Annotated in this window: 12 protein-coding genes; all 12 read left to right on the top strand. The window is 65.6% G+C overall.

Annotation, left to right across the window (positions count from 1 at the left end):
- Positions 1-43: 43 nt before the first annotated feature.
- Positions 44-475: a hypothetical protein gene (locus TZ00_RS00175; RefSeq protein WP_044438395.1), complete on the top strand. Its 432-nt coding sequence runs from the start codon at positions 44-46 to the stop codon at positions 473-475.
- A gap of 11 nt (positions 476-486) precedes the next feature.
- Positions 487-924, top strand: coding sequence for a type II 3-dehydroquinate dehydratase (locus TZ00_RS00170; protein ID WP_044438394.1), 438 nt, complete (start codon positions 487-489; stop codon positions 922-924).
- A gap of 83 nt (positions 925-1,007) precedes the next feature.
- The gene (gene efp, locus TZ00_RS00165; protein WP_044438393.1) at positions 1,008-1,571 is read left to right on the top strand and encodes an elongation factor P; all 564 of its coding nucleotides are present in this window, start codon (positions 1,008-1,010) and stop codon (positions 1,569-1,571) included.
- Positions 1,572-1,591: 20 nt separating this feature from the next.
- Positions 1,592-2,005 carry a transcription antitermination factor NusB gene (gene nusB / locus TZ00_RS00160; protein ID WP_044438391.1) on the top strand — a complete coding sequence of 138 codons (414 nt, stop codon included), beginning with the start codon at positions 1,592-1,594 and terminating at the stop codon, positions 2,003-2,005.
- A gap of 118 nt (positions 2,006-2,123) precedes the next feature.
- Positions 2,124-2,675, top strand: coding sequence for a bifunctional pyr operon transcriptional regulator/uracil phosphoribosyltransferase PyrR (gene pyrR, locus TZ00_RS00155; RefSeq protein ID WP_044438389.1), 552 nt, complete (start codon positions 2,124-2,126; stop codon positions 2,673-2,675).
- Positions 2,672-3,628, top strand: coding sequence for an aspartate carbamoyltransferase catalytic subunit (locus tag TZ00_RS00150; RefSeq protein WP_044438387.1), 957 nt, complete (start codon positions 2,672-2,674; stop codon positions 3,626-3,628). Before pyrR ends, TZ00_RS00150 begins: the two co-directional genes overlap by 4 nt.
- Positions 3,625-4,965 carry a dihydroorotase gene (locus tag TZ00_RS00145; RefSeq protein ID WP_044438385.1) on the top strand — a complete coding sequence of 447 codons (1,341 nt, stop codon included), beginning with the start codon at positions 3,625-3,627 and terminating at the stop codon, positions 4,963-4,965. The genes TZ00_RS00150 and TZ00_RS00145 overlap by 4 nt, the downstream gene beginning before the upstream one ends.
- Positions 4,958-5,506 carry a PH-like domain-containing protein gene (locus TZ00_RS00140; RefSeq protein WP_052521167.1) on the top strand — a complete coding sequence of 183 codons (549 nt, stop codon included), beginning with the start codon at positions 4,958-4,960 and terminating at the stop codon, positions 5,504-5,506. The genes TZ00_RS00145 and TZ00_RS00140 overlap by 8 nt, the downstream gene beginning before the upstream one ends.
- Positions 5,503-6,684, top strand: a complete 1,182-nt coding sequence (gene carA, locus TZ00_RS00135; protein ID WP_152631041.1) for a glutamine-hydrolyzing carbamoyl-phosphate synthase small subunit — start codon at positions 5,503-5,505, stop codon at positions 6,682-6,684. The genes TZ00_RS00140 and carA overlap by 4 nt, the downstream gene beginning before the upstream one ends.
- Positions 6,684-9,977, top strand: a complete 3,294-nt coding sequence (gene carB / locus TZ00_RS00130) for a carbamoyl-phosphate synthase large subunit (RefSeq protein WP_044438383.1) — start codon at positions 6,684-6,686, stop codon at positions 9,975-9,977. Before carA ends, carB begins: the two co-directional genes overlap by 1 nt.
- The gene (pyrF, locus tag TZ00_RS00125; RefSeq protein WP_044438381.1) at positions 9,974-10,858 is read left to right on the top strand and encodes an orotidine-5'-phosphate decarboxylase; all 885 of its coding nucleotides are present in this window, start codon (positions 9,974-9,976) and stop codon (positions 10,856-10,858) included. Before carB ends, pyrF begins: the two co-directional genes overlap by 4 nt.
- A complete protein-coding gene (gene gmk, locus TZ00_RS00120) occupies positions 10,855-11,736 on the top strand; it encodes a guanylate kinase (protein WP_044438379.1) in 882 nt (293 codons plus the stop codon). Before pyrF ends, gmk begins: the two co-directional genes overlap by 4 nt.
- The last annotated feature ends 7 nt before the right edge of the window (positions 11,737-11,743 follow it).

The raw sequence follows: 11,743 nt of genomic DNA, 5'->3' as shown, positions 1-11,743 counted from the left end.
ACAAGTCCACACGTCGCCCCCTGAAACGCACGAGGGTGTCTGCATGACGACCTTCGCCTCATCGACTCCCGGCCCAGACACGATCATCTCCACCGACGCCGATGCCAGAGAGCTTCTCTCGAACCTGCTCGGCCCTGCCCTTCGACGCCAGCTCTGGGCGTTCCTCCTGGCACCTGACGGCAGCCCGTTGCCCATCGTCATTCCGATTGACGGCATACCGGTCAGTCCGTCAGAAGAGGAGTTGCGCTCGATCGTCTCGAGTCTCGGACAGGTGCTCGACGAGTATGGACCGGGCGGCAGCATCCTCTTCGCACTCGAGCGACCCGGAGACGAGACTCCTCACGGGTTCGACGAGCTCTGGGCCGATGGCCTGCACGCCGCTGCTCAGGATGAGGCAGTCGACGTCTTCGCCATCTACCTTGTGCACAACGACGGCCTACGCATGATGAAAGCGCGGCTGTCCACTCGTCGCTAGAGTTAGGCGTCATGACCACTGTGCTCGTGCTGAACGGACCAAACCTCTCCAGGCTCGGCAGCCGAGAACCCGACGTCTATGGATCTCAGGATCTCGACGCCCTTCGCTCCGTGCTCGTCGCCGATGCTGCAGATCGCGCAACCATCGACCTGCGTCAAACCGATGACGAAGCGGAGCTCATCCACTGGCTGCACGAGGCCGTCGATTCCTCGACACCGGTGATTCTCAACCCGGCGGCCTTCACCCACTACAGCTACGGACTGCGCGACGCCGCGGCACTGGTGACCAAAGCGGGCATCCCTCTGGTCGAGGTGCATATCTCGAACCCTCATGCCCGCGAGACCTTCCGCCACACAAGCGTCATCTCCGGCATTGCGACCGGAGTGATCGCAGGCTTCGGGTTCGATTCATACCGGCTGGCGCTGAGGGCCGTCATCGGTCTCAACTAGGCCGCCGGCCGTCAGACGGTACACTCGCTGAGGGCCATTTTTCGCGCCCGCATAATTCTTCACTCGAACGGAACAGTTTTTCCATGGCTTCAACCAGCGACATCAGAAACGGCGCCGTCCTCAAGATCGACGGCCAGCTCTGGGCGGTCATCGACTTCCAGCACGTCAAGCCTGGCAAGGGCGGCGCATTCGTGCGCACCAAGATGAAGAACGTGCTCACCGGCAAGGTCGTCGACAAGACGTTCAACGCAGGCGCGAAGATCGAGACGGCCAACGTCGACCGTCGCGACTTCCAGTACCTCTACAAAGACGGCAACGACTTCGTCTTTATGGACACGGCCGACTACGACCAGCTCACCGTGACCGAGGCCGTCGTCGGCGATGCTGCCAACTTCATGCTCGAGAACCAGGCCGTGACGGTCGCCCTCAACGAGGGGCTGCCGCTCTACGTCGAACTTCCCGCGAGTGTGACGCTCGAGATCACCTACACGGAGCCGGGCCTGCAGGGCGACCGCTCCACGGGTGGCACCAAGCCCGCCACCGTCGAGACCGGCTACCAGATCCAGGTTCCGCTCTTCCTCGAGCAGGGCACTCGAGTCAAGGTCGACACGCGCACGGGGGATTACCTCGGCCGCGTGAACGACTGACCTCGGGGCGGTAAAACGCAATGAGTGCACGCACCAAAGCTCGCAAGCGCGCCCTCGACGTGCTGTACGTCGCCGATGTGCGGCAGATCTCGATCAACGAGGCCCTCGCCGCCGAGGCCACCCGGGCACTGAGCGAACCCGCTCGCGAAGCATCGTGGCTCTACGCCCGTGAGATCATCGACGGTGTCGTCGATCACGGTGACGAGATCGACGAACTCATCGAGACCTACGCTCAGGGCTGGACGCTCGCGCGTATGCCGATCATCGACAGGGCACTCCTGCGCATCGGCATCTGGGAGGTCCTCTTCAACGACGACGTTCCCGACGGCGTGGCGATCAATGAGGCTGTCGACGCGGCCAAACTGCTCAGCACCGACGACTCCGGCAGCTTCCTGAATGGAATCCTCGGCCGCGTGCAGCAGTCCAAAGGCTGAGCGGTCCCCGCGATATCCGGGTGTGCCCCCGGGCATGCCGAATCGGCTGATAGGCTCGTCGGCGGAACAGACATCCTTTAACCATCCGTCCTGTGAGGCGGGGAAGGAGGTCAGGCTCGTGGCTCGAATAGTGCTGCAGAACTCTGACATAACCCGGGCGTTGACTCGGATCTCCCACGAGATCCTCGAGTCCAACCGGGGAGCCGACGATCTCGTGATCCTGGGGATCCCGACCCGCGGAGTAGTCCTCGCGGAGAGGATCGGCGCGCAGATCCGCCAGATCGAGCCAGGAGCGCCGGTCGATATCGTTGGATCACTCGACGTGACCATGTATCGCGACGATCTCGCGCATCACCCGACCCGGGCACCGCAACGCACACGAGTTCCCTCCGACGGGATCGACGGAAAGACAGTCGTTCTGGTCGACGACGTTCTCTACTCAGGGCGCACGATCCGTGCCGCCCTCGACGCCATCGGAGACCTCGGCCGGCCGCGCGCGGTGCGCCTCGCAGTTCTCGTCGACAGGGGGCATCGTGAACTGCCCATCAGAGCCGACTTCGTGGGCAAGAACCTGCCCAGCTCCACCGATGAGCGCATCAACGTGCGTCTTGCGGAGATCGACGGCAACGAAGAGGTCAGCCTAGATCTGGCGACGGGAGCCATCTCATGAGGCACCTGCTCTCGACCCGAGATCTGCTCCGCGAAGACGCTATCGGACTGCTCGACATCGCAGAAGACATGAGCGAGGTGCAGAACCGCGAGGTCAAGAAGCTTCCCACTCTGCGCGGCAAGACGGTCGTGAACCTCTTCTTCGAGGACTCCACCCGCACCCGTACCTCGTTCGAGGTCGCGGCCAAGCGCCTGTCTGCGGATGTCATCAACTTCTCCGCCAAGGGGTCGAGTGTGTCGAAGGGCGAGAGCCTGAAAGACACCGCGCAGACCCTCGCGGCGATGGGCGCCGACGGTGTCGTAATCCGGCACTCAGCGTCGGGCGCCCCGCAGGTGCTCGCTCAGAGCGGCTGGATCGACGCCGGCGTGGTCAACGCGGGCGACGGCACCCACGAGCACCCGACCCAGGCACTGCTCGACGCCTTCACGATGAGGCGACGCATCCACGGCGATGCCGCTCGCGGTCGCGACCTCGACGGGGTGAGCGTGATGATCGTGGGAGACGTTCTGCACTCGCGGGTCGCGCGTTCGAACCTCTGGCTCCTCGAGACTCTCGGCGCGCATGTCACGTTCGTCGCCCCGGCCACCCTCGTTCCCGTCGGAGCGTCGACGTGGCCGGTGGACATCCGCTACGACCTCGACGTGGCCCTCGCGGAGGTGCGGCCCGATGTGGTGATGATGCTGCGCATCCAGCAGGAGCGCATGAACGCCGCATTTTTTCCCACGACTCGCGAATACGCACGCCAGTGGGGGCTCGACGACGAGCGTCTGCTTGCGCTGCGCCCCGATAGCATTGTTATGCACCCCGGCCCCATGAACCGTGGACTCGAGATCTCGTCTCGGGCAGCCGACTCGGCGCAGTCCACCGTCATCGAGCAGGTGGCCAACGGGGTGTCGATCCGCATGGCCGTGTTGTATTCACTACTGTCCGGCGACCGGGAGGCCAGATCATGACAACGACCCTGATCAGCGGGGCGACACTGCCCGATGGAACCACGACCGATCTCGTGATCGCCGATGGCGTGATCGCCGAGCGCGGAGTCGGACTCTCGGCGCCCGCCGGCGCCCGCGTTCTGGATGCCACGGGCCTCGTCGCGCTTCCGGGTCTCGTCGACCTGCACACGCACCTTCGCGAGCCCGGATTCGAACAGAGCGAGACGGTGCTGTCGGGAACTCGGGCGGCAGCCGCGGGCGGATTCACCGCCGTCTTCGCGATGGCGAACACGATGCCCGTCTCGGACACGGCGGGTGTGGTCGAACAGGTGCAGACGCTCGGCGACGCGGCTGGCTATGCAACGGTGCGCCCGATCGGTGCCGTCACCGTGGGGCTCGCAGGCGAGCGCTTGTCGGAGATCGGAGCCATGGCCAAGTCCCGTGCCGCGGTGCGCGTCTTCTCCGACGACGGCAAGTGCGTTCACGATTCGCTCCTGATGCGCCGTGCCCTCGAATACGTGAAGACCTTCGATGGCGTCGTCGCCCAGCACGCCCAGGATCCACGACTCACCGAGAACGCGCAGATGAACGAGGGCGCCCTGTCGAGCGAGCTCGGCCTCAAGGGCTGGCCGGCCGTCGCGGAAGAGTCGATCATCGCCCGCGATGTTCTGCTCGCCGAGCACGTCGGAGCCCGGCTGCACATCTGTCACCTGTCGACCGCGGGCTCGGTCGACGTCGTTCGCTGGGCAAAAGCTCGCGGAATTGAGGTCACGGCCGAGGTCACCCCGCATCATCTGCTGCTCACAGAAGAACTGATCCGCAGTTACGACGCGCGCTACAAGGTGAACCCCCCACTGCGACGTGACGAAGACGTGCGTGCCCTCCGCGAGGGCCTGGTCGACGGCACGATCGACATCGTGGCCACCGACCACGCGCCGCACCCGGAGGAATCGAAGGACTGCGAGTGGGATCACGCGTCGTTCGGCATGGTCGGGCTCGAGTCCGCACTCTCGGTCGTGCAGGCAGCGATGGTCGACACAGGGCTCTTCGGCTGGGCGGATGTCGCTCGTGTCCTTTCGCAGACTCCGGCCGCGATCGGCCGACTCAACGGTCACAGCCACTCGTTCGGGGTCGGCTCGAACGCCAACCTCGCGTTCGTCGACCCCGCCTCGTCGAGCACGTTCTCGACAGACAGGCTCGCAGGCAAGAGCCATAACTCTCCTTATCTCGGCATGACCCTTCCCGGATCGGTGCGGCACACCTTCCACCGTGGCTACCCGACCGTTCTCGACGGTGTCGTCCTCGACGCATCCGAAGTCGCCGCAGCGCACGTCAAGGCGGGGGTATTCCGTGGATAGGATCCTTCCCGGCTCGATCATCCTCCTCGGCGTCGTCGGACTCCTGATTCTGATGGTGCTCGGCTGGCGCGCCCGCGGTCGCCGCCAGTCCGCCCTGTCGACGGCAGCGGTGCCGCCGGACGAGCTGCTTGGCGAACTACGGATCGCGGTCACCGGCCTCTACGTTTCGACCACGACCGCGGGGGCGCCCCTCGACAGGGTCACGCTCCGTGGTCTCGGTTTCCGCGGGCGTGCCACCGTCTCTGTGTTCGACGCAGGCGTTCTCATCTCTGTCACGGGCGAACCGCAGGTCTTCGTTGCGACCGAGCGCGTCCGCTCCGTCGGCACATCGACCTGGACCATCGACAGAGCCGTGGAGGAGGGCGGCCTCGTTCGCCTCGACTGGACCCTCGAATCCGAATCTTCTACGCCGGCCGCCGACGTCGAGAGCTTCTTCCGTATCGAGAACCCCGATCAGAGTTCGCGCCTCATCGAAGCGATCACCGCACTCACGCCGTCACCCGGCCCCGCCAACCCCGACCAGGAAGGATCCCTCGCGTGATCTCAACAGAACCCGCCGTCCTCGTACTCGAAGACGGCAAACGCTACGCAGGTCGAGCCTATGGCGCCCGCGGACGCACCCTGGGAGAGGCCGTCTTCGCCACCGGCATGACCGGATACCAGGAGACGCTCAGCGACCCTTCGTACGCGGGCCAGATCGTTCTGCAGACCGCTCCGCACATCGGCAACACAGGCACGAACGACGATGACCTCGAATCGGCGAAGATCTGGGTGGCGGGCTACGTGGTCCGTGATCCCTCCCGCATCGTCTCCAACTTCCGCGCGACTCGCAGCCTCGACGACGACCTCGTTTCCGGCGGTATCGTCGGCATCTCCGGCGTCGACACCCGAGCGATCACCCGCCACCTCCGCTCCCTCGGCGCCATGCGCGCGGGAATCTTCTCGGGAGCGGACTTCGAACTGAGCGACTCGGAGCAGCTCGCCATCGTGCGCGATGCAGAAGACATGAAGGGGCGCAACCTCTCGAAAGAGGTCTCGACCCCCGAGCGATACACGATCGACGCGGTGGGAGAACGCATCGGAAGCGTCGCCGTTCTCGACCTCGGCGTGAAGAGCTCGACGCTCCGCTACCTCGCTCAGCGCGGCTTCGACGTGATCGTGCTCCCCGAGTCCGTCACGACAGACGAGGTCGTGGCGCTCAAACCGAGCGCCCTCTTCTACTCCAACGGCCCCGGCGACCCGGAGGCATCCGAACGGCACGTGCAACTCCTCCGCGATGTGCTCGCTGAGAAGATCCCGTACTTCGGAATCTGCTTCGGCAACCAGCTGCTCGGTCGTGCTCTCGGCTTCGGCACCTACAAGCTGCCCTTCGGCCACCGGGGCATCAACCAGCCTGTGCTCGACAAGACCACCGGCAAGGTCGAGATCACGAGCCAGAACCATGGCTTCGCCGTGGATGCGCCGCGCGAGGGCGTCGTCGACAGCCCGGCCGGCTTCGGCCGCGTCGAGGTCAGCCACCTCAGCCTGAACGACAACGTGGTGGAGGGCATCCGCTGCCTCGACATCGACGCCTTCTCGGTGCAGTACCACCCCGAAGCGGCTGCCGGCCCGCACGATTCGATGTACCTCTTCGATCGCTTCCGCGACATGGTGCTGGCGATCGACAAGGGCGAGCCGCAGACAGAGATCCACTCCATCATCGACGGAAAGAACCAGTAATGCCTCGCAGGGAAGACATCAAGAGTGTCCTGGTCATCGGCTCCGGCCCGATCGTCATCGGCCAGGCGTGCGAGTTCGACTACTCCGGCACCCAGGCGTGCCGTGTGCTCCGCGAGGAGGGCGTGCGCGTCATCCTCGTGAACTCGAACCCGGCCACGATCATGACCGACCCGGACTTCGCCGACGCCACCTACATCGAGCCCATCACCTGGCAGGTCATCGAGACGATCATCGCCAAGGAAAAGCCCGACGCGATCCTGCCGACCCTCGGCGGCCAGACCGCCCTCAACGCGGCCATCGACCTGCACAAGCACGGAATTCTCGAGAAGTACGACGTCGAGCTCATCGGCGCCTCGTTCGAGGCGATCAACAAGGGTGAAGACCGCCAGATTTTCAAGCAGCTCGTTCTGGATGCCGGTGCCGACGTCGCGCGCTCCTACATCGCGCACACGGTCGACGAGGCCGTGGAATACGCGAAGGATCTCGGCTATCCGCTGGTCGTGCGCCCGTCGTTCACCATGGGCGGACTGGGATCCGGCTTCGCCTACACGGAAACCGAGCTGCGCCGCATCGTCGGCGACGGCCTGCACCAGAGCCCCACCACCGAGGTGCTGCTTGAGGAGTCGATCCTCGGCTGGAAGGAATACGAGCTCGAGCTCATGCGCGACACGGCCGACAACACGGTCGTGGTCTGCTCGATCGAGAACGTCGACCCCGTCGGTGTTCACACCGGCGACTCGATCACGGTGGCGCCGGCGCTCACGCTGACCGATCGCGAATACCAGAACATGCGCAACATCGGCATCGACATCATCCGGGCCGTCGGCGTCGACACGGGTGGTTGCAACATCCAGTTCGCCATCGACCCGTCGAACGGCAGGGTCATCGTCATCGAGATGAACCCGCGTGTCTCGCGCTCCAGCGCACTCGCATCGAAGGCCACCGGGTTCCCGATCGCGAAAATCGCGGCGAAGCTGGCCATCGGCTACCACCTCGACGAGATCCCGAACGACATCACGAAGGTGACGCCCGCGTCGTTCGAGCCGACGCTCGACTACGTGGTCGTCAAGGTTCCCCGGTTCGCGTTCGAAAAGTTCCCGGCTGCCGACACCACGCTGACGACCACCATGAAGTCGGTTGGCGAGGCGATGGCGATCGGCCGCAACTACACGCAGGCGCTGCAGAAGGCCCTCCGTTCGCTGGAGAAGCGCGGCTCGTCGTTCCACTGGGAGCCGCTCGACGCATCCAAAGACGAGCTGCTGGCCCTGGCCAGCGTGCCCACCGACGGGCGTATCGTGACCGTGCAGCAGGCGCTCCGCGCCGGCGCCACGGCCGAAGAGGTCTTCGAAGCGACCAAGATCGATCCCTGGTTCATCGACCAGATCGTTCTGATCAACGAGGTCGCCGAGGCCATCGCCTCCAGCGAGAACGCCGATACGAACATGTTCCTTCTGGCCAAGGAGCACGGATTCTCCGACGCCCAGATCGCCGCCCTTCGCGGCTTCGGCGAGAACGACGTACGTGAGGTCCGGCACATCCTGGGCGTGCGTCCCGTGTTCAAGACGGTCGATACCTGCGCGGGGGAGTTCCCGGCGCTCACTCCCTACCACTACTCGAGCTACGACCAGGAGACGGAGGTCGAACCCTCCGACCGCCGCAAGGTCGTCATCCTCGGCTCCGGCCCGAACCGCATCGGCCAGGGAGTCGAGTTCGACTACTCCTGCGTGCACGCCTCGTTCGCCCTCTCGGACGCGGGCTTCGAGACGATCATGATCAACTGCAACCCCGAGACCGTGTCGACAGACTACGACACCAGCGACCGGCTCTACTTCGAGCCGCTCACTCTGGAAGACGTTCTCGAGGTCATTCACGCCGAGAGTCAGTCCGGTGAACTCGTCGGCGTCGTGGTGCAGCTGGGCGGCCAGACCGCCCTCGGCCTCGCCAAGGGTCTGAAGGCGGCGGGAGTCCCGATCCTCGGCACCACGCCCGAGGCCATCGACCTCGCCGAAGAGCGCGGGCTCTTCTCGAAGATCCTCGACGACGCGAATCTCCTCGCCCCCAAGAACGGAACCGCGAGTGACTTCGACGGCGCCGTCACGATCGCCGAAGACATCGGATACCCGGTTCTCGTGCGCCCCTCGTATGTGCTGGGCGGGCGCGGCATGGAGATCGTCTACGACTCGCCCTCGCTCGAGGACTACTTCTCGCGCATGGCAGGTCAGGGCATCATCGATCCGACCCACCCGCTGCTCGTCGACCGATTCCTCGACGACGCGATCGAGATCGATGTCGACGCACTCTACGACGGACACGAGCTCTACATCGGCGGCATCATGGAGCACATCGAGGAGGCCGGTATTCACTCGGGTGACTCGAGCTGCACGCTGCCCCCCGTCACGCTGGGCCGGGAGGTCATCGACCGGGTGCGCATCGCGACGCTCGCGATCGCCGAGGGCATCGGGGTGCAGGGCTTGCTCAACGTGCAGTTCGCCATCGGCCAGGGCATCCTCTACGTTCTCGAGGCCAACCCGCGCGCCTCGCGCACCGTTCCGTTCGTGGCGAAGGCGCTGGGCATCCCGCTGGCCAAAGCCGCATCGCGCATCATGGTGGGGTCCACGATCGCCGAGCTGAAGTCCGAAGGCATGCTGCCCATCGTCGACGGCTCGATCGTGCCCATGGACTCGCCGATCGCCGTCAAGGAGGCCGTGCTGCCGTTCAAGCGCTTCCGCACGAAAGACGGGCTCATCGTCGATTCGCTGCTCGGTCCGGAGATGCGCTCGACGGGCGAGGTCATGGGCATCGACCGCGACTTTCCCCGCGCGTTCGCCAAGAGCCAGGAGGCTGCGTACGGCGGTCTGCCGACCTCGGGCACGGTGTTCGTCTCCGTCTCCGATCGCGACAAGCGCGCCATCGTGCTTCCGGTCCTTCGCCTGCTCGAGCTGGGCTTCGACATCCTTGCCACGGCCGGAACCGCCGAGGTTCTGAACCGCAACGGCATCACCGCCCGCATCGTACGCAAGTTCAGCGAAGGAGCCTCGACCGACGGCGACGAGCCGACCGTGGTCGATCTCATCAACCGCAACGAGGTCGACATCGTCGTAAACACCCCCAGCGGGTCGAGCGCACGAGCAGACGGCTACGAGATCCGGGCTGCGGCCGTGGCGGCCGACAAGCCGCTGTTCACGACCATCGCCCAGCTCGGCGCGGCGGTCGCCTCGTTCGAGGCCACTCGCGAGGGCTTCGACGTGTCGAGCCTTCAGGAGTACGCCATCGCCAGGGCCGGGCGCCTGTGACCCGCACGTTCGGCCAGCGGCTGCACGAGAGCATCGAGCGGTACGGCCAGCTGTGCGTCGGCATCGACCCCCACGGCTTCCTTCTGGATGCCTGGGGCCTGCCCCGCACGGCCGCCGGGTTGCGCGAGTTCGGGCTGAGGGTGGTCGATGCCGCGAGCGGCACGATCGGCATGCTCAAACCACAGGTCGCCTTCTTCGAGGTGTTCGGCTCGACAGGATTCGCGGCACTCGAAGAGGTGCTCGCGGCCGCCCGCACCGCCGGGTTGATCGTTATCGCCGATGCGAAGCGCGGAGACATCGGATCGAGTGTCGACGCATACGGGGATGCCTGGTTGACGCCGGGTTCTCCGCTCGAAGCCGACGCTGTGACCCTCGCGGCATATACGGGAACGGGATCTCTCGCGGGAGTCTTCGATCTCGCCGAGCGTCATGACAAGGGCGCCTTCGTGCTCGCAGCCACATCGAACCCGGAATCACAGGTCCTTCAGACCGCAACGGTGCCCGACGGAGGACGACTCGGGTTGACCGTTGCTGGCCTCGTCGCGACCGAGATCGACGAGTGGAACCGGTCGCGCGCATCCGTCGACAACGCGGAAAGCCCTGCACTCGGTAGCATCGGAGTCGTGCTCGGTGCGACGAAGAACCTTCTCGACTACGGCGTCGATGCGCGTTCGCTGGGCGCGTCCGCTCCGCTGATGCCCGTGCTCGCGCCGGGGTTCGGGCACCAGGGTGCCCGCTTCGACGACATCCGCTCGATCTACGGACCGCTGACCGCCGGCACCATCGTGAGCACATCGAGGTCCGCCCTCGCCGCCGGGCCGTCCGCCCTCAGAGACACGCTTGCCGCCCAGGCAGCCCAACTAGCCGGAGCCCTGTCATGACCGTTCCCGATGTCGACCGCGCCGCGGGTTCCCGGGCGGCAATCGCCGCCCGACGCGCTCGAGCTGCCATCAAGAAGGCCGTCACCGAGCAGCGTCGCAGCGCGACGGGCGTTCTCGATCGTGCGTCGTCGCATCCGGACAGCCTCGAGGCCGGCATGCGGGTGACAGAGCTGCTCCAGGGCATCCCCGGCCTCGGTCGCGTGCGCATCGAACGCGTCATCGAACGCCTGTCGATCTCTCCCAGCAAGCGTTTGGGCGGGCTGGGCACCCTGCAACGCGATCGTCTTCGTGAGTATCTGCAGAAGCGGGCCCCGTTCGCGGGCGATGAGAAGGCCTCGCGACTTGTGGTGCTCGCCGGCCCGACGGCGGTCGGCAAGGGGACGGTGTCGACCTGGATCCGCGAGAACGTGCCGGGGGTGCTTCTCTCGGTGTCCGCGACGACGCGGGCTCCTCGCCCGGGCGAGATCGACGGCGTCAGCTACTACTTCGTCGACGACGCCGAATTCGACCGCATGATCGAGGCCGGGGAGTTCCTCGAATGGGCCGTTGTGCACAACTCGTCGCGTTACGGCACCCCGCGTGCGCCGATCGACGAAGCGCTGGCAGACGGCAAAAGCGTGCTGCTCGAGATCGACATCCAGGGCGCTCGTCAGGTGCGCGAGGCCATGCCGGAGGCCCGACTGGTATTCCTGCTGCCGCCCAGCTGGGCGGAACTCGTTCGTCGGCTCACCGGCAGGGGAACCGAGACGGCCGAGGAACAGGAGCGTCGACTGGCGACGGCAGAGGTCGAACTGGCCGCTCAGAACGAGTTCGACTACCTCATCGTCAACAACGACGTCGAGACGGCCGCACGCGACGTCGTGGAGCTCATGAAGTGATAAGCGG

The organism is Agreia bicolorata (genome assembly GCF_000938265.1).
Classification (GTDB): Bacteria; Actinomycetota; Actinomycetes; order Actinomycetales; family Microbacteriaceae; genus Agreia; species Agreia bicolorata.
Note: the sequence above shows the minus strand (reverse complement) of the source record. Positions and strands in the feature narration are given on the sequence as shown.

Excerpts from the sequence above, each read along its gene's own strand:
- TZ00_RS00175 (WP_044438395.1), top strand. The coding sequence starts at position 44 with ATGACGACCTTCGCCTCATCGACTCCCGGCCCAGACACGATCATCTCC.
- TZ00_RS00170 (WP_044438394.1), top strand. The coding sequence starts at position 487 with ATGACCACTGTGCTCGTGCTGAACGGACCAAACCTCTCCAGGCTCGGC.
- efp (WP_044438393.1), top strand. The coding sequence starts at position 1,008 with ATGGCTTCAACCAGCGACATCAGAAACGGCGCCGTCCTCAAGATCGAC.
- nusB (WP_044438391.1), top strand. The coding sequence starts at position 1,592 with ATGAGTGCACGCACCAAAGCTCGCAAGCGCGCCCTCGACGTGCTGTAC.
- TZ00_RS00150 (WP_044438387.1), top strand. The coding sequence starts at position 2,672 with ATGAGGCACCTGCTCTCGACCCGAGATCTGCTCCGCGAAGACGCTATC.
- TZ00_RS00145 (WP_044438385.1), top strand. The coding sequence starts at position 3,625 with ATGACAACGACCCTGATCAGCGGGGCGACACTGCCCGATGGAACCACG.
- carB (WP_044438383.1), top strand. The coding sequence starts at position 6,684 with ATGCCTCGCAGGGAAGACATCAAGAGTGTCCTGGTCATCGGCTCCGGC.
- gmk (WP_044438379.1), top strand. The coding sequence starts at position 10,855 with ATGACCGTTCCCGATGTCGACCGCGCCGCGGGTTCCCGGGCGGCAATC.